Origin of the sequence: Providencia sp. PROV141, assembly GCF_028481645.1 — a bacterium.
GTDB lineage: Bacteria > Pseudomonadota > Gammaproteobacteria > Enterobacterales > Enterobacteriaceae > Providencia > Providencia rettgeri.
The window spans coordinates 204,457-225,353 of the sequence record NZ_JAMPPR010000018.1 but is presented as its reverse complement, the minus strand read 5'-3'; the positions used below and the strand labels follow the sequence as shown (position 1 = coordinate 225,353).

The following is a 20,897-nucleotide window of genomic DNA, read 5'->3' as shown; positions in this document are numbered from 1 at the left end:
TGCAACTTGAAGTATGACGAGTAAAAAGAGATTAGCCCGCTTTTGCGGAATCAAAGTCAATATTTATAGGACCATTATGAAGAATTGGAGAACGCTTATTCTGGGACTGATGTTCGCAAGCTCCACTGCTTTGGCTGCGCCTCAGCAAATGGATAAAGTCGCTGCGGTCGTCAATAACGGTGTTGTGCTGGAAAGTGACGTCCAGAATATGATCAACACAGTAAAACTGAATGCTCAGAACGCACGCCAACAAGTGCCTGATGATCAAACTCTGCGTCATCAGATCCTCGAGCGTCTCGTTATGGATAACATCATTTTGCAAATGGCTAGCCAAATGCAAATCAATATTCCAGATGAAGCCGTGGATGCAACTATTACTGATATCGCTCGTCAAAACGGTTTAACACTGCAGCAAATGCAACAACGTTTAACCGCAGATGGCATCAATATGAATCAATATCGTAGCGAAATTCGTAAAGAGATGCTGATCGCTGAAGTGCGTAACAATGAAGTTCGCCGCCGCGTTACCATTTTACCTCAAGAGGTTGATTCGCTGGCAGAGCAAATGAGTTCACAAGCCAATTATGAAATGGGCGTTAATCTAAGTCATATATTGATCCCGTTGGCAGAAAACCCAACGCAAGAACAGCTAAAAAATGCTGAAGCATTAGTGAATAAAATTTTAGCTGAACTGAAAAAAGGCGGAGATTTTGGTAAGTTAGCTATCGCTTATTCAGCAGACCCTCAAGCGCTGAAAGGCGGTAATATGGGTTGGTCGCGCCTACAAGAATTACCTGTTGTCTTCGCTGAGCAGCTGAAAAATGCGAAAAAAGGCGATATTGCTGGCCCAATTCGTTCGGGTGTCGGCTACCATATTTTACGCGTAAATGATGTAAGTGGTGGCAGCCAACCGATTTCTGTCACAGAAGTGAAAGCACGTCACATCTTAATTAAGTCATCACCAATTATGGATGATGCTCAGGCAAGACAAAAATTAACCAAAATTGCTCAGGAAATTCGTTCAGGCAAAGTTTCATTTGAAGATGCAGCAAAAGAGAATTCTGAAGATCCAGGTAGCGCATTAAAAGGTGGTGAATTAGGTTGGAATATGCCTGATGTCTACGACCCGGCTTTCCGTGATGCATTAATGAGACTGAATAAAGGCGAATTAAGCCAACCTGTTCAATCAAATTTTGGTTGGCACTTAATTCAATTAGAAGACACTCGTAACGTTGATAAAACAGATGCGGCACAAAAAGACCAAGCGTACCGTCTGCTATTCAACCGTAAATTTAATGAAGAAGCACAGAGCTGGATGCAAGAACAACGTGCTTCCGCTTATGTGAAAATGGTTGATGGCCGTGATAGCCAATCTACAGATGAAAAATCAAATTAAGCCTATTGTCATCACTCCCGGCGAACCTGCCGGGATTGGTCCTGACCTACTGATTCAGCTTGCTCAACAGCAATGGCCTGTTGAGCTGGTTGCCTGTGTTGATCCTGAGTTGTTACGCCAGCGTGCCAAAGCACTGAATTTGCCACTGACATTAACCGAATATATCCCTAATACAGTCACTAAAGTACAACCTGCGGGCAGTTTATCCGTTCTACCTGTTCATTTAGCAACGGCTGCAAAGGCAGGGGTACTCAATGTTGATAATGGCCAATATGTCGTAGAAAGCTTAGCAAAAGCCTGTGACGGCTGTTTAAAAGGTGAATTCTCAGCGCTTGTTACAGGTCCCGTGCATAAAGGGATTATTAATGATGCTGGCGTACCATTTAGCGGCCACACTGAATTCTTTGCAGAAAGAAGTGGCTGTGAACGCGTTGTTATGATGCTAGCTACAGAAGAGCTGCGTGTTGCATTAGCCACAACGCATTTGCCACTCAAGGACGTGTCAGCTGCCATTACTCAACAGAGCCTGAATGAAGTCATCACGATTTTACACCATGATTTACAAACAAAATTTGGTATTGAAAAACCCGCCATCTATGTTTGTGGTTTAAATCCACATGCAGGAGAAGGCGGGCACATGGGTACCGAAGAAATTGATACGATAGAGCCCGCACTCGAAAACCTGCGCGCAAAAGGGATTAATTTGATTGGGCCATTGCCTGCAGATACCTTATTTCAAGCTAAGTATTTAGACCATGCAGACGCAGTGTTAGCAATGTATCACGATCAAGGCCTTCCTGTGTTAAAATACCAAGGTTTTGGCAGAGCAGTAAATATTACTCTCGGCCTGCCTTTTATCCGTACCTCTGTCGACCATGGCACAGCCCTTGAACTCGCAGGTACGGGTCATGCTGATGTGGGAAGTTTTATCACCGCATTAAAGTTAGCTATCCAAATGACATCTAAGAATACATGAATAATCGAGTCCATCAGGGGCACTTTGCCCGCAAACGCTTCGGGCAGAACTTTTTAACTGACCAATTTATTATCGACAGCATCGTGGATGCCATGAACCCGCTGCCGGGTCAGTCCATTGTAGAAATTGGTCCCGGCTTAGGTGCCTTAACCGAACCTGTCGGTAGCCGAATCGATAAAATGACTGTGGTTGAACTTGACCGTGACCTTGCAGCACGTTTACATGTTCATCCTCAACTAAAAGATAAATTAACTATCATTCAGCAAGATGCAATGACAGTAGATTTTGGTGAATTAGCCAAACAAGCAGGTCAACCCCTGCGCGTTTTCGGTAACTTGCCTTACAATATCTCCACACCTTTAATGTTTCACTTATTCACATTCACCAATTCTATTTCTGACATGAACTTCATGTTACAAAAGGAAGTGGTGAATCGTCTAGTTGCAGGCCCAGGCAGTAAAGCCTTTGGCCGCTTGAGTGTTATGGCACAATATTACTGTCACGTGGTGCCTGTATTAGAAGTACCGCCGACTGCATTTACACCCGCACCAAAAGTAGATTCTGCCATTGTTAGATTGATTCCTCATCGTGAAAATCCATATCCGGTCAAAGACATTAAATTTTTAAGTCGCATTACCACACAAGCTTTCAATCAACGCCGTAAAACTGTTCGTAACAGTCTTGGGGATTTATTCAGCGTTGAAGAGTTAACAGAACTGGGTATTGATTTAAGCACCCGAGCAGAAAATATTTCTGTTGAACAATATTGTAAAATGGCAAACTATCTCTCTAACCGTTCAGAATAGTCTGTTGAAGGAGGCACTATGCTTAATGAGCCGAATGTTAGCATCCAAGTTCAGAGTGTCTATATAGAAAGCCAATCTCAACCCGATATTGCGAGATATGTGTTTGCTTACACAATCTGCATTCGTAATTTAGGGCGAGAGCCTATCCAATTAATGAGCCGTTATTGGCTCATTACTAACAGTGATGGCCATAAAACCGAAGTTCAAGGTGAAGGTGTAGTGGGTGAACAACCCCTTATTCAGCCAGGAAAAGAATATCGTTATACCAGTGGCGCAATCCTTGAAACACCAATGGGTACGATGGAAGGTTATTATGTGATGATAAGTACGCAAGGGGACAGTTTCCACGTTGATATCCCTGCTTTTCGTCTTGCCATCCCAACACTGATTAATTAATTAATTATGTCGACATATTTAGTAGGTGATATTCACGGTTGTTATCGTGAACTCCGTGACTTGATGGAAAGTGTCCATTTTGATCCAACCAAAGACACATTATGGTTAACAGGCGATCTCGTTGCTCGCGGAGCTGAATCACTGCAAGTTTTACGCTATGTAAAAAGCCTTGGCTCAGCCGTACGTTTAGTGCTTGGTAACCACGATCTCCATCTGTTGGGAATTTACTGTAAGATCAGTCGCAATAAACCCAAAGATCACCTCGATGAGTTATTACATGCCCCTGATCTTGACGAACTGATCAATTGGTTACGTCGCCAACCTTTATTACAAATTGATGAAGAAAAAAAGATCTTGATGACCCATGCCGGTATGACACCACAATGGGATATCAAAACGGCACGCATGTGTGCAAGGGAAGTTGAAGCAGTGCTTTCCAGTGATGCATATCCACTATTCATCGACTCCATGTATGGTGATATGCCAAATAACTGGTCTGAAAGCTTAATGGGGCTAGCACGCTTGCGTTTTAGTACCAATGCCTTAACACGTCTGCGCTACTGTTTTCCGAACGGGCAATTAGATATGATTTGCAAGGAAAACCCCAAAAAAGCACCTGCCCCACTAAAACCGTGGTTCGATCTACCAAGCCAAATTCCTGATGATTATTCGGTATTTTTTGGTCACTGGGCATCGCTCGAAGGAAAATGCACCCCCGATAACGTCTATGCTTTAGATACTGGGTGCTGCTGGGGAGGAGACTTGACGCTATTTCATTGGGAAAGCAAGCAGTATCACCGCCAAAAGTCATATCAAAAACGCCGCAAAGAATAACTTTTTATATGACTAACTGTAGGTTATAGCAAAATGGCGCAATTAAGCGCCATTTTTGTGATCAAACCAAAAAATTAAGCTCTTTTGGTTAGGATCTCAAAACAATAACCATGGGTATTGTTTTCATCAGCTTCATGGTATTCTGTAAAAATAGAATCCCATTCATCAGGCTCATAAGTTGGAAAATGGGTATCACCAATAACTTCGGCATCGACATGAGTCAAATAGAGTTTATTCGCTAACGGTAAAAATTGTTGATAAACTTTACCACCGCCAATCACCATTACTTCATCAACATTTTCAATTGCTTGTGCCGCGGCTAACGCTTCTTCAATTGACGTTACCCAAATCACATCAGAATCAGTACCTGGAACACTGCTTAATACAATATTTACACGTTGTGGTAATGGGCGCCCAATAGATTCATAGGTCACACGCCCCATGATAACCGGTTTATTTAACGTATTTCGTTTGAACCACGCGAGATCCCCCGGCAAATTCCAAGGCATCGCTTTTTCCATGCCGATAACCTGATCGATCGCCATTGCTGCGATTAAGCTAATATTCATCTACTCACCTTAGAAACAAGATATAAAAATTGAGCACACTATACGGAAAGAGAATTGTTTCGTCGACTAAATTTAAGCTTCCTTAAACAGGTTTGAATCACTTATACTCGAATTGATAAACTTACGACTAAAAATAACATGAAAAAACAAAATGAACCCTCTGATACTAATCTAAATGCGAGTATTTAGTCGGTCATTTTTATTTACCAACATTGAACGGGAAAAGAGATTAAAAATGTACGAAACGAGTATTATGGTTGCGACCATCGCGGCACTCGGTATGCTTTCTCCAGGGCCTGACTTCTTTTTAATTGTCAAAAACTCAGCTCGCTATCAACGCTCTGCGGCATTAATGTCTGCATGTGGTGTGATAGTCGCTATCGCATTGCATATGTCCTACTGCGTTGCGGGCCTAGCTGTTTTGATTACAACTACACCTTGGCTGTTTAATATCTTAAAATACGCAGGTGCGGCTTATTTAATTTGGATCGGCGTCAAAAGCTTACTTCCGCAATCCGGCCACAGCGTTGATCTCACAACCAGCAAACACGAAATTGTTTCATTCAAAAAAGCCTTTATGCAAGGTTTTCTCTGTAATGTATTAAACCCCAAAGCCACGCTATTCTTTTTAGCGGTCTTCACTCAAGTATTAGATATTAATTCTACCGTCGGTGAAAAACTATGGTTTGCCTTTATTATTTGGGGCTTAGCTGTCATTTACTGGCCAATATTAGTATTTTTGATCCAAAGTGCCCCTGTCAGAAAAGGCCTAGCAAAAGTCCAAACCTATGTTGATAAGGTTCTCGGGGTGGTATTAATCGCCTTTGGTGTTCGAGTGGCGCTAAGCTAGCCTTATTAACTCCCATCAAAAAAGCAGGGAAAATGCCTGCTTTTTAAATATTCAATATTGTTGTAATACGAGTTATTGCATTGTGTCTTGTGGCGCCACCACCATTTGCCCCACTGATCCTAAATCTGCTTTTTCTAAATTTTGACTATAGAATAAGAATGGGAAATGGTTATAGGATGGTTGCATCATTTGTACTAATAATTCAACGCGACCATCCACCCATACCGTATCTTTCCAGCCATAGTCTTCCGGTGGAGTTGGTTTACCATTACGGTTTAAAACCTTAAAACGCACACCTTCAATATGAAACGCTTGCGGTTCATTCGTCGTCACAACCCAACGCTCCCAATTACCTTGGAGACTTGAGAAATCGACCCTATTTGTATCAATGGTCGCATTGTTAATACCAAAACCATCATTAAGGTGAATATTGCGTTGTGTAATACTGGATGTGACTTGCGTTTTATCTTCAACTAATTGTGTCGGTAAGCCGTCTGTTACTAATGACATTAACCCTGTCGCTTTGATAGTTAGCACATTAGTTGAAATTAAATTATTCGATGGCTCGAATAACCCCTTTAAGCGGTCCATAAAGGTCGCCGACTCACCTGCCGTGATAGTTAACTCTTGCGTTTTAGCCATATCAATCAAGACTTCGCGTCGTTCACCCGGCGCTAACGGTAGTTCTTGAACACTCACAGGGACAGTTAGTAAACCTTGGTCAGATGCAATCAACGAAAATGGGCGGCCATCACTGATTTTCATTACATAATTACGGGAGTTCGACGCATTTAATAACCGTAAGCGCACCCATCCTCGAGAAACTTCAATGTATGGATTTTGCACGCCGTTAACCAGTAATGTATCGCCTAAAAAACCATTTTCATCCGCTTTGTATTCTGGAACGCCAAAATTATCTAAGCGCTTATCTTGAATAATGACCGGAAAATCATCAACACCATAGTGTTTCGGTAAACGCAGGTTTTTCGTCACATCATCTTCAATGATCCACATCCCTAATAAACCATTGTAGACTTGTTCGCCCATTTTCCCTTGAGTATTCGCATGATACCAGAGCGTAGCTGCATTTTGGCGTATCGGGATCACCGGAGACCAGTCCGCATTAGGTGAAATTAACCGTGCGGCTCCACCTATTTGTGTTCCTGGTATTTGCAAGCCACTGATAGTCATCGAAACGGCTTCAGGTAAGCGATTACTATAAATAAGCTTAATATCATCGCCATTTTTTACTTTGACAGTCGGGCCAGGAGAAGAACCATTAACTCCCCAAATATCGGCTGAATATTTTCCATCAAAAGACCAATGAATTTTTTGTAATGTTAAAAATAATGGCTGTCCAGACCGTGATTCTAATAACGGTGGTACAGGTAAAGCTGTTGCCCCTTCTGCATTTGCATAAATAGGCGCATAGGACAAACATAGAGCCATCCCTGCCGCTATTAGGGTTTGGCATCGATTGAATGACATAAATTCTCCGCTAAACAAAATTCCAGCGCATTTTATTATTTGATATTATAAATATTCAGCCAATGATATGGCTAATTTTAGGTTGGCGCTAGCAATATAACTACTTAGATACAACAATTTAAGACCGCAATAATTTGTGAGCCATGATATCGCGAAAAAAGGCTAAATTCTAAAAATATCTATCCAATACATTAAAATTTAATTAATAAGATTATAAATAGTAAGGGTAAGTAATTAGAAAAGGAAAGTCAGGCAGTCGATAACAATAAAGACAGTTTATGCTATGTTCAATCTAAAATAATAGGCAATATTCACATATTGCCTATTATTAAAATAAATTCAATCGGTTAGGCTATTTACCCTGTTTTGCCATCTCTTCAACCTCAAGATCGAGTTCTTTAATTTTTGCTTCCATTAAAGCATGGCAATGTTCCGATAATTCCCTCACTTGCTCACGGGTATAAAGTGATGTATCAATAGGGTCTAACATTTCAATAATTACGCTACCGTTATTCCAACGGTTTAGCTTAATTTTACCTTGTGTGCTCGAAACGCAAACAGGCACAATAGGTACCCCTGCTGCAATAGCCGCATGAAATGCCCCTGTTTTAAATGGCAATAAACCACGACCGCGACTACGCGTTCCTTCAGGGAACATCCATACGGATATTTTACGTTTTTTGATCTGGTCTGCGACTTGCGTGATCGTATTATGCGCCTTAGAACGATTCGCACGGTCAATCAAAATATTACCGGTGATCCAATACAGAAAACCAAAAAATGGAATGTAAACCAAGCTTTTTTTACCGACTGTAACTGTTCTCGGTAATACCCCATTTGACATAGTCACCATGTCGTAATTGTTTTGGTGATTCCCTATATAAATACTTGGGCCATAACTTTTGGCTTTCTCAGGTACACGATTAATAACCTTAATCCCAAACACGACGGATAACCGCCCAAACATATGGCCAAATGTCATTACGTGTTTTGGGTTGCGTGGGCTAAACAAGCAGTAAATACCGCCGCCTATGCACACAAAAATAGTGTAGATAATGACAATGATCGCTCTAATCAGCGCTAACATACTAACCCCAAATTGTAAGGGGCTTCGCAGCCCCATGATGAATATTGTCTGCTTATAAACCTTTTGAACTTCATACTCAACAAGATTTATAAGGTTTGTTTTTGTTAATTATTCAGTATCTACTGGCTCAATATCAATACGCTCAATATTGTGCATTCCACGCGGTAATGACGTCCCTTTACGGCCACGTTCTGAACGGTATTTTTGCAAATCTTCTGCTTTAAATTTCAGTTTCCGCTTACCAAAATGCAAGGTCATTGATGCCCCCACAGGCAAGATCATCAACCAAGTCAATAAATCATCACCCGTTGCCGCTTGCGCGCCAGCAATATTGATAATTTTATTACCTTTACCTTTTGAAAGTTGAGGTAAATCCGCTACAGGGAATATCAACATACGCCCTGCCTTGGTAATTGCCAATAGCAAATCTTCCTGCTCATTATGCAGTTCAATTGGTGCTAATACTTTGGCATTTTCAGGTAAGGAGATTAAGGCCTTACCTGTTTTATTTTTAGTGACTAAATCATTAAAGGTACAAATAAAACCGTAACCTGCATCAGAAGCCATTAAATATTTCTGTTCGTCAGGCGCCATTAATACATGCTCAATGGTCGCACCTGGAGGCAGCGTTAATTTACCCGTTAGAGGCTCACCTTGACTACGCGCTGAAGGTAATTCCAGTGGGTCCACAGAATAGCTGCGCCCTGTCGTATCAAGGAACACCGCCGCTTGGTTTGACTTGCCTCGTGCTGCTCCTTTAAAACCATCTCCTGCTTTATAATTTAGGTTAGTCGGTTCGATATCATGCCCTTTAGCACTACGCACCCATCCCATATCAGAAAGCACAACGGTAATCGGTTCTGACGGTAAAATTTCATGCTCGCTCATTGCTTTCGCTTCTTCCCGCTCATGCAACGGGGAGCGACGGTCATCACCGTAATCTTTGGCGTCAGATTGAATCTCTTTTTTAATCAACGTGTTTAAACGTCTCTCAGACCCCAAGATCGCTTGTAATTCATCACGCTCTTTGGCTAATTCGTCCTGCTCAGCACGAATTTTCATTTCTTCGAGCTTGGCTAAGTGACGTAATTTTAATTCTAAAATCGCTTCCGCTTGGGTATCACTGATATTAAAACGTGACATTAAAACGGCTTTGGGTTCGTCTTCTGTACGAATAATTTCAATGACTTCGTCAATATTCAGATAGGCGATTAATAAACCATCTAAAATATGTAAACGTCTTAATACTTTTTCTAACCGATGATTTAAGCGGTTACGTACGGTTTGACGACGGTAAGCAATCCACTCATTTAAGATCTCAACGAGCCCTTTTACCGCTGGTCGGTTATCTAAACCAATCATATTAAGGTTAACGCGATAGCTACGTTCTAAATCGGTTGTCGCAAATAAGTGTGTCATGACCTGTTCAAGGTCAACACGATTACTGCGCGGAACAATCACTAAACGAGTTGGGTTTTCATGGTTCGATTCATCACGTAAATCTTCCACCATCGGTAATTTCTTCGCCCGCATCTGGCTGGCGATTTGTTCCAGTACTTTAGCGCCCGAAACCTGATGAGGTAGAGCCGTGATAACCGCATTACCATCTTCTTTTTCCCACACGGCACGCATGCGCACAGAACCGCGCCCATTTTGATAAATTTTACGGATATCATCACGGGAAGAAATAATTTCTGCTTCAGTTGGATAATCAGGCCCCGGTACAAATGCCATGATGTCATCAAGATTTAGTGTTGGTTTATCCAGTAAAGCAACCAACGCTTGAGCCACTTCTCGGGCGTTATGGGGTGGAATATCTGTCGCCATCCCAACCGCAATTCCCGTTGTACCGTTTAGCAGAATATTCGGTAAACGTGCCGGCAACATTTTTGGCTCGTTTAGCGTACCATCAAAGTTTGGTACCCAATCAACTGTGCCATGGCCAAGTTCGCTGAGTAAAATTTCAGCATATTTTGATAAACGTGATTCTGTATAACGCATTGCTGCGAATGATTTAGGGTCATCGGGTGCCCCCCAGTTCCCTTGGCCATCCACCAGCGGGTAGCGGTAAGAAAATGGCTGCGCCATCAACACCATCGCTTCATAACAAGCGCTATCACCATGTGGGTGATATTTACCGAGAACATCGCCCACCGTTCTGGCGGACTTTTTGTATTTCGCAGTGTTGCTTAAGCCAAGTTCTGACATCGCATACACAATACGGCGCTGAACAGGTTTAAGCCCATCGCCAATAAATGGTAATGCCCTATCCATGATGACGTACATCGAATAGTTCAGATAGGCATTTTCAGTGAAGGCATGCAGCGGTAAACGCTCTACACCATCATGAGTAATTTCACTCATTCAATTCGTTCCTTTCTCATCGCAATTCGAATATTAGACATCAATTTCAGCCATATCGCCTTTTTCTTGCAGCCAATTACGGCGATCTTCAGAGCGTTTTTTAGCAAGAAGCATATCCATGACAGCAAGTGTTTCTTGGTAGTTTTCATCATCGATAATTAGCTGTACAAGACGACGAGTATTTGGATCTAATGTCGTTTCACGTAATTGCAGTGGGTTCATTTCACCCAACCCTTTAAAACGCTGAACATTGGGTTTACCGCGCTTGCGGCTAAGACGTTCAAGCACAGCATTTTTTTCGCTTTCATCAAGGGCGTAAAACGTTTCTTTACCTAAATCGATACGATATAACGGTGGCATTGCCATATAGACATGCCCTGCTTTTACTAATGTTGGGAAATGACGGACAAATAATGCACATAACAGTGTAGCAATATGCAAGCCATCGGAGTCCGCATCCGCAAGGATACAAATTTTCCCATAACGTAATTGGCTAAGGTCTTCGCTATCAGGGTCTATCCCAATGGCAACAGAGATATCATGTACCTCTTGGGAAGCTAAAACCTCATCAGAAGACACTTCCCATGTATTGAGGATTTTACCGCGCAACGGCATGATAGCCTGATATTCGCGGTCACGGGCTTGTTTTGCTGAGCCCCCTGCGGAGTCCCCTTCTACAAGAAACAATTCCGTCATACTCAGGTCTTGCGAGCTACAATCGGCTAATTTACCGGGTAATGCAGGGCCACTGGTGAGTTTTTTACGCACCACTTTTTTCGCTGCACGCATTCGACGTTGCGCGCTAGAAATTGCCATTTCTGCGAGTTGTTCAGCCACTTGCACGTTCTGGTTAAGCCATAAACTGAAAGCATCTTTTACCACACCCGAAACAAACGCTGCACATTGACGCGAAGACAGGCGTTCTTTCGTTTGCCCTGCAAATTGTGGATCTTGCATTTTAACGGAAAGCACATAAGTGCAGCGCTCCCAAATATCATCTGCGGAGAGCTTAACACCACGAGGCAATATATTACGGAATTCACAAAACTCACGCATTGCATCAAGCAACCCTTGGCGTAACCCATTAACATGGGTTCCACCTAGTGCTGTTGGGATAAGATTGACATAACTTTCTGTTAGTAATTCACCGCCTTCAGGTAACCAGAGCAACGCCCATTGCGCCGCTTCAGTTTCCCCAGAAAATTCGCCTGTAAACGGTTTTGGTGGCAACGCTTCAAGGCCGTCAATCGACTCCATTAGGTAATCGGTCAACCCGTCACTGTAGCACCAGCTTTGCTCTGTATTGTTGAGCTTATCCTTAAACGTGATTTTCACGCCAGGGCATAAAACGGCTTTAGCTTTTAAGTTATGAGTTAAACGAGTTACTGAAAACTTTGGACTATCAAAGTAGCTACCATCAGGCCAAAAATGCACGCTAGTACCTGTATTACGTTTGCCACAAGTCCCGATTACATGCAAATCTTCAACCTTGTCGCCATTCTCAAAGGCAATTTGATACACTTGGCTATCACGACGAACAGTAACTTCAATACGTTTTGATAACGCATTGACGACAGAAATCCCAACACCATGCAAACCACCTGAAAACTGGTAGTTTTTATTGGAGAATTTTCCCCCTGCATGTAATTGCCCCAGAATCAGCTCAACTGCTGACACTTTCATTTCAGGGTGGATATCGACAGGCATACCGCGCCCATCATCGATTACTTCAAGGGATTGATCGGCATGTAAAATAACTTCGATGTGGCTCGCGTGCCCCGCAAGCGCTTCATCGACGCTATTATCAATTACTTCTTGAGCCAGATGGTTCGGTCGACTGGTGTCGGTATACATCCCCGGACGACGGCGAACAGGCTCTAAACCACTGAGGACTTCAATGGCCTCTGCGTTATAACTAGATTGAGTCATGTTGTCATTCTGCGGTAATAGGTGATTAATTGAACTATTCAATCAGTGAGTTACTGTTGATAATAACAGTGTTCATACGTTTTGACACTATTTCTCTGCCAATTGAAGGAAATCAACAATTTGAGAAAAGTAAGCTTCAAAACCAATAAAGGCATGATTACCGTCAGGTTCCACAGTTTGTTTGCACTTTGAAAGATAGGCAACTGCCTCTCGATAATCAAGTACTTCATCGCCCATTTGCTGTAGCAACCAGATAAGTTGAGGAGATGCGAGTCTTTCAATGTATAAGGATTTTAGCTCATGGATATGCTTTTCTTCCAACACATATTGTTCATGAGTATATGGGTTTGTATTGTCGCCTAAGTAATCTTGCAGTAAATCAAAAGGACGCACTGCGGGGTTTACAACGACGGCTGGGAGCTGATAACGCTCTGAAAACCAAATCGAAAAATAACCGCCTAGTGAAGATCCAACTAACCCCATTTTTTCATGCTGATGCTGTTGGATAATATCATCCAACATCGCTTGAGCTTGCTGAGGGTAATTCGGCAATTGCGGTACAAGCATATTAATATGTGGATAATTATCGTCAATCCATTGCTTTAAGTTATTAGCTTTAGCGGATTGAGGTGAGCTATTAAAACCATGAATATAAAGTAGAGTAGACATAAGCGAATTAATAACCGTCAGAGTCAAGGTCAGGGCTAAACTCCCTTGTGTCTAAACGGTGAACGCGGGTTGTAATATGCCTTTGACTTTCTTCATTAATACTTAATTCTAAATATCGCCAACCCGGCGCAACAGTATCAAGGGCAAAATTAGTACAGTGAGGTTTAAATTGTACGCAAGTAGAAGGCGTAGCTAATAACCGAATCCCGTGCCAGTTTTCATCCATTTCTTGGTGAATATGGCCACATAGCATCGCTTTAACATTTGGGTAGTTTTTTAAGTAGTCAGCTAAAATATGTGAATTTCTCAAACTGTGCTGATCAAGCCAAGTACAACCCGAAGCTAGAGGATGGTGATGCAGCATAATCAATGTAGTACGTTCAGGTTCAGCATCTAAGCTGGCTTTCATCCATTCCAATTGTTGTTCAGAAAGCTCACCATGAGGTACATCTTGAAGTTGGCTATCAAGCATCAGAATTTGCCATTCGTCGCCAATTAAAATTTGTTTAGCACTTGAAATCCCAGCAACTCGCAGTGTTTCTACCATAGCAGGTGGGTAGTCATGATTACCAGGAAGCCATACACAAGGGGCAGGAATACGCGCAATACCATCCGCAAAATGCTGATAAGCTTGTGGTGATTGGTCTTGAACCAGATCCCCTGTCGCAACAATTAAATCAATTGGAAGATTTTGCTCTGTGATAGCATCAAGTACCGCCTGATAGCTACGGTAAGTATTTACCCCTAAAAGCGTATTTTCTGTATTAGCAAAAAGATGCGTATCAGTAACCTGTAAAATTCTCACAATTTTAGAGTTCTTCGCAGTCACTTCAAGCTGGCTGTCCAAAAGTATTCCTTTCCTTAAATATTATTTAGTACCTAATCTATTCATTAAAGCTATATAAAAGCTAAACATACTTGCAACTATCTTAAAACTTTACTTTCTAACTTTCTGATAATCAGCACACACTTCACCAGATTAATCGTTATTTAAAACTGTTTCATCCACTTTTCATAAAGTTTTTGCTGGTTAAGTTGTAACCACTGAATCGCAATAACGGTGGCTGCATTATCAATTGTGCCATCTTCAACCCATTGATAAGCTTGTTCTCGGCTAACCACATGCACACAAATATCTTCATTTTCTGACGCTAACCCATGCACCCCTTTCGCTTGGCTGCTATCGACTTCACCGATAAATACATGCATACGTTCAGTCGTACCACCTGGGCTAGAAAGATAACTTACTGCTTTTTCAGTACGACCAATAATAAGCCCAGCTTCCTCAATGGCTTCACGACGAATAACCTCTTCGGGTGATTCGTTTGGCTCTATCATTCCAGCAACTGCTTCAAGTAACCAAGGTGTTTCGCTAGTTTCGATCGCAGGCAACCGAATTTGTTCAATTAAAACAACAGCATCTGTTTTCGGATCATAGGGTAAAACCACACCAGCATGACCACGTTCAAAAACCTCACGGCAAATTTCTTTACTCCATCCGCCCGCGAAAAGGCGATGTCTAAATTGATATTCAACCATTTGAAAAAAACCGTTAAATAATTTACGCTTGGATATAATTTCAACATCATTTTTGCCATATTTAATTGGCTGCTTTATTTGTTTTGTCATTGCATTCTCCAAACCCAATTATTCCATCTTAAGGAAATAATTGTGGATTAAAACAGTTTTTAAGGTTTTTTAACCTCAGATGAGGTAATGTTTAATAAATTGAGACAAAATGGCACAAAAGGCTACCGTTAATAGAAGTGATACTCTGTTACAATAAGCGCCATTATTCAAATCTAAGAGCAACGTAGTGTCTGTTTTTAATAACTGTCTCTAAAACGGATAATTTAATCTCTATCGCCTAGTTAGGCATGGTACGTTTTAGGCAACAGACTCAACTTAATTTGCTGTTTAATCAAGGAATCAAAATGAAGAAACTGCTTCCCCTTTTAATTTCGATGAGTTTTGTGGGTCTCAGTACCAATAGCTATGCAGAAGATTTACTACAGGTTTACCAAAAATCCAAAGAAAGTAACCCTGAGTTAAGAAAATCATTAGCAGAACGTAATCAAGCTTTTGAAAAAATTAATGAATCTCGTAGCCCATTATTGCCACAATTAGGTTTAGGTGCAGGAGCTAGCTACGGAAGCGGTTACCGTGATGCAAGAAACACTGAAAGCACAGGTTTAAATGCTTCACTGAAACTGACCCAAGTTGTGTTTGATATGTCTAAATGGCGTCAATTAACTATCCAAGAAAAAACAGCGGGTATTTCTGATGTCACTTACCAAACAAGTCAGCAGCAATTAATTTTAGATACTGCAATTGCGTATTTTAACGTATTAAAAGCGATTGACGCGTTATCTTATATTGAAGCGAATAAAGAAGCTGTTTATCGCCAATTAGACCAAGTGACACAACGCTTTAACGTTGGGCTTGTTGCTATTACTGACGTGCAAAACGCTCGTGCAAACTATGATAGCGTTATTGCACAAGAAGTTGCAGGCCGTAACGAGTTAGAAAATGCGATTGAAAAATTGCGTCAAGTTAGCGGCGTGTACTATAACCAACTTGCCTCTTTAAATATCGACCGTTTTAAAACCAATGAACTGGGCGATATCAACGCTATCTTAAAAGAAGCGGAAGAGCGTAACCTCAGCCTGTTAAGCGCACGTTTAGCACAAGACGTTTCTCGTGAAAACATCCGTTTAGCGGAAACAGGTCACATGCCAACGGTTAGCCTTGATGCCTCAACATCAGTCACAAATAGCTACCAACACGGTAGTGGCTATAATGACCCAACAACAGGGTTATCAGGCGCACGCAATAGCTATAACGGCCAAAATAGCATTGGCTTAAATTTAAGTATTCCACTGTATACTGGTGGTGCAGTAAGTTCTCAGGTTGAACAAGCACAATATGGTTTCCAAGGTGCTAGTGAGCAACTAGAAAGCGTTTACCGCAATGTGATTCAGTTAGTTCGCTCATCATTTAATAACGTAGCATCGTCAATCAGTAGTATTAATGCTTACAAACAAGTCGTTGTTTCTGCACAAAGTTCATTAGATGCGATGGAAGCTGGCTATCAAGTAGGAACACGTACTATTGTTGACGTATTGACAGCAACAACAGCGCTATACCAAGCGAAACAGAATCTGTCTAATGCTCGTTACGACTACATGATTAACCAACTGAATATCGAATTTGCTCGTGGCACATTGAACGAAGACGATATTGCACGCCTGAATGCGAATTTGGGTAAAGAGATTTCAACCTCTGCAAGTAGTATTATCCGTAATACCAATGCGCCAAAAATGAACTAAAATATTTAGCTCATGTGAAAATGACATAATGACCCGCTTACATAGCGGGTTATTTTTTTGAGGGTAATCCTGCAAACCGCTTAGAATTGCTAATTTGTACTAATTAAACCGTTTATAACGCCTTTTCATTAGCCACGGGCACAATTTCAGTGAATTCTCACTCTTATTACTACGCATTAGAGCAAAAAACAACCTACACTTAATGTATTGATATAAAATAAAAATATTATTTTTCTCTTCAAGAAACGCCATGCTAATTAGGGAAAAATAGCAGAAAGTTATCAAAATGATAAATTCAGCTCATTTCTCCTATATTTCTGCTTTAATTTTCAGCGTTTATCCCCTATCCTAGAGCTAACATCTAAAAACATCTTACTTAATTTAATTCAGGGTAATTACCATGACCATGAAGCGTACCAAAAATATTAACCAGAGCGCCTTCCGTAAGTCTTGGCGTTCATACCGTTTAGCACCTGTGGCTGTTGCGGTTAGTGCTGTATTTATGCTTTCCGCTTGTGAAGAAAGCGATGAAACCGTATCACTGTACACCAATGCGCAAGATTGTAGCCAAGCGAACCCATCGCAAGCAGAACAGTGCACTATCGCCTACAATAATGCTCTACAAGAAGCAGCTAAAACCGCACCTAAATATGAAACTCAAGCTGACTGCATCGCTGAGTTTGGTGAATCAATGTGTACTCAAGCTCCAGCCCAAGCAGGCCTTGCAGGTACTAGTTCAACCAATGGTGAACAAACGGCTCAAGCACAAAGCAGCGGCGGCAGCATGTGGATGCCATTAATGATGGGTTATATGATGGGCCGTATGATGGGCGGTAGCGCTGCATCACAACCATTATTCAGCTCGAAAAACCCAGCTAGCCCAGCCAACGGTAAGTTTGTTGATGCATCAGGTAAAAGCTATGGTCCTGCAGTTGCAGGTGGTCGTTCAATGAGCGTACCAAAAACAGCCATGGCACCTAAACCACCAACAACTTCAACCGTTACCCGTGGTGGTTTTGGTGACACCGTAAATAAACAAGCGATGGCACAACGTTCATCTTCTTCTGCAAAATCAACCTCTTCTTCCCGTTCGATGGGTGGTTGATAAGTAATGAAACGAGTTCCTATAGTAGAGCGCCCAAACTGGCGCGAAAAAGCCTCTGAATTTGGTTTTGAATTTCATACTATGTATGGTGAGCCATACTGGTCAGAAGATGCGTATTACCAATTCACTATGGCACAGATTGAAGAAATCGAAGATGCAACCGAGCAGTTGCATCAAATGTGCCTAAAAGTGGTTGAGCGTGTTGTTGAAAGCGATGAGTTAATGGCGCGTTTTCAGATCCCTAAGCATTGCTGGGAATTTGTTCGCAGTTCATGGAAAAGCGAGCAACCTTCTTTATATTCCAGGCTTGACCTCGCTTACGATGGTATTAACCCACCTAAGCTATTGGAAAACAACGCGGATACTCCAACCTCATTATATGAGTCTGCATTTTTCCAATGGATCTGGCTAGAAGATCAAATTGAAGCAGGAAAACTCCCTGAAAACGCCGATCAGTTTAATAGCATTCAAGAGCAATTGATCGAGCGCTTTACACAATTAAAAGATCAGTATGGTTTCCGTTTGTTGCATATGTCTTGTTGCCGTGACACAGAAGAAGATCGCGGTACCGTTCAATATTTACAAGACTGTGCAAATGAAGCCGGTATTGCCACTGAATTCTTATATATCGATGAAATTGGTCTAGGTGAAAAAGGTGAATTTTCGGATACACAAGATCAGGTGATTAGTAACCTGTTCAAGCTATATCCGTGGGAATTTATGCTAAGAGAAATTTTCTCGACTAAATTGCAAGACGCTGGTGTACGCTGGTTAGAACCTGCATGGAAGAGCATCATTTCTAATAAAGCTTTATTGCCTATGTTATGGGAAATGTTCCCTGAGCACCCTAATTTACTGCCTGCTTATTTTGCGGATGGCAAAACCCAACCTGAACTCGAAAAATACGTTATAAAACCACTATTCTCTCGGGAAGGTGCTAATATCCGTATTATCGAAAATGGTAAAGAAATTGCAGCCGCGGATGGCCCTTACGGCGAAGAAGGTATGATTATTCAACAGTTCCACCCACTTCCACAATTTGAAGGTAACTACACCTTAGTCGGAAGCTGGTTGGTGAATGATCAACCTGCGGGGATCTGTATTCGTGAAGACAAAGAATTGATCACTCAAGATTTATCACGTTTTTATCCACATACGATCGTCGACTAATCATACTTAAAGCTAAAAATGAAGCCCAAACATAACAATATGATTTGGGCTTTTTTATAAAGCAATTGTATTGCAGAAAAATTTATCCTACCTGAATAGACAACATACTTAGCGATGCCGACACAATTCCTTCAATCGGTGTACTAATCTCTTCTTGACCATCCCAAGTGCCTAAAATTGGTAAAATAGGCAAGTAATGTTCTGGTGATGGGTTCGATAATTTGCCATCTTCACGTTCCAATCCGCTAGCTAGTGGATGTGGCGTTTCATGACTTTTCAGGTTGTCATACACAAATTTCTCAAAAGATACTGCCCACGGGTATGGCTCAGCATGGGAATTTTGCCAATTCATCGCCCGTAAATTGTGTACAACATTGCCACTCCCCATAATCAATACACCTTCATCCCTTAGAACGGATAGTTTTTTTCCAAGGTCATAGTGCCAAGTAGCAGGCTTGCTACCATCGATACTTAATTGGATTACGGGGATATCGGCTTCTGGATACATACGTACCAAAATTTCCCACGTACCATGGTCTAATCCCCACTCTTGTTCATCAAGGTAAATTGGCTCAGGGGCTAATAATGAGGCAACTTGCTGAGCTAATTCAGGCGAACCGGGGGCAGGATATTCGATTTGGTACAATGCTTCGGGGAACCCACCAAAATCATGAATCGTTTTCGGTTTTAACATCGAAGTAACTGCGGTTCCACGCGTATACCAGTGGGCTGAAATTACCAAAATTGCACTTGGTCGAGGTAAAGCTTTACCGAGTTTCTCCCACGCTTGGGTATAAGGATTATCCTCAATTGCGTTCATGGGGCTACCATGACCAATAAAAATGGCAGGGATCTTATTTTTTACCACTGAAGTATTTAGTGACATGATGATTTCAACTCCAACTCAATTAGTTTCTTCCTACAGCATACGCTTTCCTGTTAAAAACACAGTGGGCTAATTGTGAGTATGATCATCAAAAAAATTGAAAAGGCCACGAGGTGTGCAACTCAGTGGCCTTAATAACATTCTATATGCTTAACGTACTATCAATAATTTAAATAAGTTAGCTTATTTTAGCCTATTAATATTTAAACTTATCAAAATCTCTATCTAGAACTCTTCCTCGAAATATGACGAGGATCAGCTCGCTTTCTTCTCGGACTGAAGACGGTACTGCACTAAATCTTCAATTGTCACAACCGTCAAACCATGCTGCTTACCAAATGCTGCCACTTCAGGGGTGCGAGCCATAGAGCCATCATCATTAGTCAACTCACACAGCACACCGGCAGGTTTGAAACCCGCTAGAGTTGCAAGGTCGATAGACGCTTCAGTATGGCCACGACGCGCTAATACCCCACCATCACGCCCACGTAATGGGAAAACATGGCCTGGGTGATTTAGGTCGGCAGGAACCGCACTATCAGCAATAGCAGCACGAATAGTGGTGATACGATCCGCCGCAGAAACACCTGTTGTCACGCCTTTTGCCGCTTCGATGGTTACCGTAAAACCCGTTTGGTTTTGGCTGGTGTTATTTTCCACCATCATTGGTAATTCGAGCTGCTTGCGACGTTCTTCAGTGATACAAAGACATACGATCCCACTGCTATAACGAATGGTAAATGCCATCTGCTCAGCGGTCATGGTTTCTGCAGCAAAAATTAAATCGCCCTCGTTCTCACGATCTTCATCATCAAGAACAAGAACACCCTTACCTTGGCGTAAAGCCTCGATAGCATTTTCAACACGCTCGATAGGATTACCGAATACAGAAAGTAGCGAATGATCCATGGTAAAAAACCTCTTAAATAGTTATTAACTAGTTACCAGAATCAAGGCAGTCTTAGGAATACGAGAAATGGTGAATATATAAATAGCCAACAACAGGCTTTTACCTATTCAGGTATGTAGAACACTATTGTGCG

General features: G+C 41.7%; 19 protein-coding genes. 9 read left to right on the top strand and 10 right to left on the bottom strand.

Annotated elements, in window-relative coordinates; genetic code table 11:
• Nucleotides 1-76 precede the first annotated feature (76 nt).
• From surA to apaH, 5 genes are read left to right on the top strand one after another with little or no spacing between them, the layout of a single operon-like run.
• Entirely contained in the window at nucleotides 77-1,396 is a 1,320-nt protein-coding gene (surA, locus tag PSF09_RS13205; protein WP_042851532.1) for a peptidylprolyl isomerase SurA, read from the top strand.
• A complete protein-coding gene (gene pdxA / locus PSF09_RS13200) occupies nucleotides 1,380-2,372 on the top strand; it encodes a 4-hydroxythreonine-4-phosphate dehydrogenase PdxA (RefSeq protein ID WP_210835382.1) in 993 nt (330 codons plus the stop codon). Before surA ends, pdxA begins: the two co-directional genes overlap by 17 nt.
• Nucleotides 2,369-3,178 (top strand): 16S rRNA (adenine(1518)-N(6)/adenine(1519)-N(6))-dimethyltransferase RsmA, encoded by an 810-nt coding sequence (rsmA, locus tag PSF09_RS13195; RefSeq protein WP_272683989.1) that lies wholly within the window; start codon nucleotides 2,369-2,371, stop codon nucleotides 3,176-3,178. The genes pdxA and rsmA overlap by 4 nt, the downstream gene beginning before the upstream one ends.
• Nucleotides 3,179-3,196: 18 nt before the next feature.
• The gene (apaG, locus tag PSF09_RS13190) at nucleotides 3,197-3,574 is read left to right on the top strand and encodes a Co2+/Mg2+ efflux protein ApaG (protein ID WP_004908625.1); all 378 of its coding nucleotides are present in this window, start codon (nucleotides 3,197-3,199) and stop codon (nucleotides 3,572-3,574) included.
• A 6-nt stretch (nucleotides 3,575-3,580) separates the two neighbouring features.
• Nucleotides 3,581-4,408, top strand: a complete 828-nt coding sequence (apaH, locus tag PSF09_RS13185) for a bis(5'-nucleosyl)-tetraphosphatase (symmetrical) ApaH (RefSeq protein WP_272664271.1) — start codon at nucleotides 3,581-3,583, stop codon at nucleotides 4,406-4,408.
• A gap of 74 nt (nucleotides 4,409-4,482) precedes the next feature.
• Here the strand turns inward: apaH and folA are convergent, their stop codons facing one another.
• Nucleotides 4,483-4,977, bottom strand: coding sequence for a type 3 dihydrofolate reductase (gene folA / locus PSF09_RS13180; RefSeq protein WP_004908621.1), 495 nt, complete (start codon nucleotides 4,975-4,977; stop codon nucleotides 4,483-4,485).
• Between the two features lie 235 nt (nucleotides 4,978-5,212).
• Between folA and PSF09_RS13175 the strand changes: the two genes are divergently transcribed.
• Nucleotides 5,213-5,827, top strand: coding sequence for a LysE family transporter (locus PSF09_RS13175; protein WP_272664272.1), 615 nt, complete (start codon nucleotides 5,213-5,215; stop codon nucleotides 5,825-5,827).
• Between the two features lie 72 nt (nucleotides 5,828-5,899).
• On the opposite strand, the gene ftsP is transcribed toward PSF09_RS13175, so the two are convergent.
• The 7 genes from ftsP to nudF all read right to left on the bottom strand — a co-directional run bounded on the left by ftsP (nucleotide 5,900) and on the right by nudF (nucleotide 14,993).
• Nucleotides 5,900-7,315: a cell division protein FtsP gene (ftsP, locus tag PSF09_RS13170; protein WP_210835389.1), complete on the bottom strand. Its 1,416-nt coding sequence runs from the start codon at nucleotides 7,313-7,315 to the stop codon at nucleotides 5,900-5,902.
• Between the two features lie 352 nt (nucleotides 7,316-7,667).
• On the bottom strand, nucleotides 7,668-8,402 hold the full coding sequence (locus tag PSF09_RS13165) for a 1-acylglycerol-3-phosphate O-acyltransferase (RefSeq protein WP_004908611.1): 735 nt from the start codon (nucleotides 8,400-8,402) through the stop codon (nucleotides 7,668-7,670).
• Nucleotides 8,403-8,510: 108 nt separating this feature from the next.
• The gene (gene parC / locus PSF09_RS13160; RefSeq protein ID WP_272664275.1) at nucleotides 8,511-10,766 is read right to left on the bottom strand and encodes a DNA topoisomerase IV subunit A; all 2,256 of its coding nucleotides are present in this window, start codon (nucleotides 10,764-10,766) and stop codon (nucleotides 8,511-8,513) included.
• A gap of 33 nt (nucleotides 10,767-10,799) precedes the next feature.
• Nucleotides 10,800-12,695, bottom strand: coding sequence for a DNA topoisomerase IV subunit B (parE, locus tag PSF09_RS13155; protein WP_004908605.1), 1,896 nt, complete (start codon nucleotides 12,693-12,695; stop codon nucleotides 10,800-10,802).
• An 87-nt stretch (nucleotides 12,696-12,782) separates the two neighbouring features.
• Nucleotides 12,783-13,364 (bottom strand): esterase YqiA, encoded by a 582-nt coding sequence (gene yqiA / locus PSF09_RS13150; RefSeq protein WP_272664276.1) that lies wholly within the window; start codon nucleotides 13,362-13,364, stop codon nucleotides 12,783-12,785.
• A 7-nt stretch (nucleotides 13,365-13,371) separates the two neighbouring features.
• Nucleotides 13,372-14,211, bottom strand: a complete 840-nt coding sequence (gene cpdA / locus PSF09_RS13145) for a 3',5'-cyclic-AMP phosphodiesterase (RefSeq protein ID WP_272664277.1) — start codon at nucleotides 14,209-14,211, stop codon at nucleotides 13,372-13,374.
• 143 nt (nucleotides 14,212-14,354) lie between these two features.
• The gene (gene nudF, locus PSF09_RS13140; RefSeq protein ID WP_210835402.1) at nucleotides 14,355-14,993 is read right to left on the bottom strand and encodes an ADP-ribose diphosphatase; all 639 of its coding nucleotides are present in this window, start codon (nucleotides 14,991-14,993) and stop codon (nucleotides 14,355-14,357) included.
• Nucleotides 14,994-15,298: 305 nt separating this feature from the next.
• Here nudF and tolC point away from each other — a divergent pair, with 305 nt between their 5' ends.
• The 3 genes from tolC to PSF09_RS13125 all read left to right on the top strand — a co-directional run bounded on the left by tolC (nucleotide 15,299) and on the right by PSF09_RS13125 (nucleotide 18,968).
• Nucleotides 15,299-16,693 carry an outer membrane channel protein TolC gene (tolC, locus tag PSF09_RS13135; RefSeq protein ID WP_210835404.1) on the top strand — a complete coding sequence of 465 codons (1,395 nt, stop codon included), beginning with the start codon at nucleotides 15,299-15,301 and terminating at the stop codon, nucleotides 16,691-16,693.
• A gap of 400 nt (nucleotides 16,694-17,093) precedes the next feature.
• A complete protein-coding gene (locus tag PSF09_RS13130) occupies nucleotides 17,094-17,798 on the top strand; it encodes a DUF1190 family protein (RefSeq protein WP_042851529.1) in 705 nt (234 codons plus the stop codon).
• A gap of 6 nt (nucleotides 17,799-17,804) precedes the next feature.
• Nucleotides 17,805-18,968: a glutathionylspermidine synthase family protein gene (locus PSF09_RS13125; protein WP_210835410.1), complete on the top strand. Its 1,164-nt coding sequence runs from the start codon at nucleotides 17,805-17,807 to the stop codon at nucleotides 18,966-18,968.
• A gap of 82 nt (nucleotides 18,969-19,050) precedes the next feature.
• On the opposite strand, the gene ygiD is transcribed toward PSF09_RS13125, so the two are convergent.
• Both ygiD and ribB read right to left on the bottom strand, forming a co-directional pair.
• On the bottom strand, nucleotides 19,051-19,854 hold the full coding sequence (gene ygiD, locus PSF09_RS13120) for a 4,5-DOPA dioxygenase extradiol (protein WP_210835411.1): 804 nt from the start codon (nucleotides 19,852-19,854) through the stop codon (nucleotides 19,051-19,053).
• A 255-nt stretch (nucleotides 19,855-20,109) separates the two neighbouring features.
• Nucleotides 20,110-20,763, bottom strand: coding sequence for a 3,4-dihydroxy-2-butanone-4-phosphate synthase (ribB, locus tag PSF09_RS13115; RefSeq protein ID WP_210835412.1), 654 nt, complete (start codon nucleotides 20,761-20,763; stop codon nucleotides 20,110-20,112).
• Nucleotides 20,764-20,897 lie beyond the last annotated feature (134 nt).

Excerpts from the sequence above, each read along its gene's own strand:
- parC (WP_272664275.1), bottom strand. The coding sequence starts at position 10,766 with ATGAGTGAAATTACTCATGATGGTGTAGAGCGTTTACCGCTGCATGCC.
- ftsP (WP_210835389.1), bottom strand. The coding sequence starts at position 7,315 with ATGTCATTCAATCGATGCCAAACCCTAATAGCGGCAGGGATGGCTCTA.
- nudF (WP_210835402.1), bottom strand. The coding sequence starts at position 14,993 with ATGACAAAACAAATAAAGCAGCCAATTAAATATGGCAAAAATGATGTT.
- PSF09_RS13165 (WP_004908611.1), bottom strand. The coding sequence starts at position 8,402 with ATGTTAGCGCTGATTAGAGCGATCATTGTCATTATCTACACTATTTTT.
- PSF09_RS13175 (WP_272664272.1), top strand. The coding sequence starts at position 5,213 with ATGTACGAAACGAGTATTATGGTTGCGACCATCGCGGCACTCGGTATG.
- yqiA (WP_272664276.1), bottom strand. The coding sequence starts at position 13,364 with ATGTCTACTCTACTTTATATTCATGGTTTTAATAGCTCACCTCAATCC.
- pdxA (WP_210835382.1), top strand. The coding sequence starts at position 1,380 with ATGAAAAATCAAATTAAGCCTATTGTCATCACTCCCGGCGAACCTGCC.
- apaG (WP_004908625.1), top strand. The coding sequence starts at position 3,197 with ATGCTTAATGAGCCGAATGTTAGCATCCAAGTTCAGAGTGTCTATATA.
- folA (WP_004908621.1), bottom strand. The coding sequence starts at position 4,977 with ATGAATATTAGCTTAATCGCAGCAATGGCGATCGATCAGGTTATCGGC.
- apaH (WP_272664271.1), top strand. The coding sequence starts at position 3,581 with ATGTCGACATATTTAGTAGGTGATATTCACGGTTGTTATCGTGAACTC.
- rsmA (WP_272683989.1), top strand. The coding sequence starts at position 2,369 with ATGAATAATCGAGTCCATCAGGGGCACTTTGCCCGCAAACGCTTCGGG.
- ribB (WP_210835412.1), bottom strand. The coding sequence starts at position 20,763 with ATGGATCATTCGCTACTTTCTGTATTCGGTAATCCTATCGAGCGTGTT.
- tolC (WP_210835404.1), top strand. The coding sequence starts at position 15,299 with ATGAAGAAACTGCTTCCCCTTTTAATTTCGATGAGTTTTGTGGGTCTC.
- PSF09_RS13130 (WP_042851529.1), top strand. The coding sequence starts at position 17,094 with ATGACCATGAAGCGTACCAAAAATATTAACCAGAGCGCCTTCCGTAAG.
- PSF09_RS13125 (WP_210835410.1), top strand. The coding sequence starts at position 17,805 with ATGAAACGAGTTCCTATAGTAGAGCGCCCAAACTGGCGCGAAAAAGCC.
- parE (WP_004908605.1), bottom strand. The coding sequence starts at position 12,695 with ATGACTCAATCTAGTTATAACGCAGAGGCCATTGAAGTCCTCAGTGGT.
- ygiD (WP_210835411.1), bottom strand. The coding sequence starts at position 19,854 with ATGTCACTAAATACTTCAGTGGTAAAAAATAAGATCCCTGCCATTTTT.
- surA (WP_042851532.1), top strand. The coding sequence starts at position 77 with ATGAAGAATTGGAGAACGCTTATTCTGGGACTGATGTTCGCAAGCTCC.